Origin of the sequence: Marinobacter bryozoorum, assembly GCF_023156245.1 — a bacterium.
GTDB classification, from domain to species: domain Bacteria; phylum Pseudomonadota; class Gammaproteobacteria; order Pseudomonadales; family Oleiphilaceae; genus Marinobacter; species Marinobacter bryozoorum.
The window spans coordinates 1-746 of record NZ_JAKZAH010000122.1 but is presented as its reverse complement, the minus strand read 5'-3'; the positions used below and the strand labels follow the sequence as shown (position 1 = coordinate 746).

The following is a 746-nucleotide window of genomic DNA, read 5'->3' as shown; positions in this document are numbered from 1 at the left end:
CTGACCCAGTGATCAGAAAGAAGGGCTTCATCAAACTGAAACGCTTGTTTCTGCACACTGGCTTGCGCCAGGTAATCGTATAGGGTTTTACAGGCAGTTATTGGTGGAGCTGAGCGGGATCGAACCGCTGACCTCCTGCGTGCAAGGCAGGCGCTCTCCCAACTGAGCTACAGCCCCTTCTGCTAGTCCAGATTCCGTGACTCGTCGTTGCAGCACTCGCTCGCTGCGGTCATGACCCATCGAGGGTCACTCCCTTACTCTCTCGCACTGCGCCTAGATTCACGAAACCTGGCCAGAGCAGATCAGAGCACGAATCAATCTGGAGTCTTGCTTAGAATTTTGCTGGGCTAGGCGCGTCAAGGCGAAGCATACAATCAGTATGCGAGTCTTGGCGCAACGACGGCCAGCGAAATTCTGGTGGGTCTGGGTGGACTTGAACCACCGACCTCACCCTTATCAGGGGTGCGCTCTAACCACCTGAGCTACAGACCCGGTTTTGCTTGTCTTCGAACCACCTGAGCTGCGTTGCAGTCTTCGTTCATTCGGTCACGTACGTATGTACGCTCCCTCACTCTCTCAGCCTGCGCCTTGTCAGCTGGCGCGAATCCGGCGCCAAACCCCGAGTTCGTCTCCAAATGAAGACCACTCCGCGCTTGAGCCAAACCGACATCGGGCCTGCAAAGACCCTTTTGCTCTCTTCACGTTAACCAAGTAATTCGTGTGGACTCTGACCGAAACCTCCAGCT

At 55.4% G+C, this 746-nt stretch carries 2 tRNA genes; both read right to left on the bottom strand.

The annotated features are described in order from the left end of the window. Window positions 1-101: 101 nt before the first annotated feature. A tRNA-Ala gene (locus MLC59_RS19855) sits at window positions 102-177 on the bottom strand. 238 nt (window positions 178-415) lie between these two features. Next, window positions 416-492 (bottom strand) — tRNA-Ile (locus tag MLC59_RS19850). Window positions 493-746 lie beyond the last annotated feature (254 nt).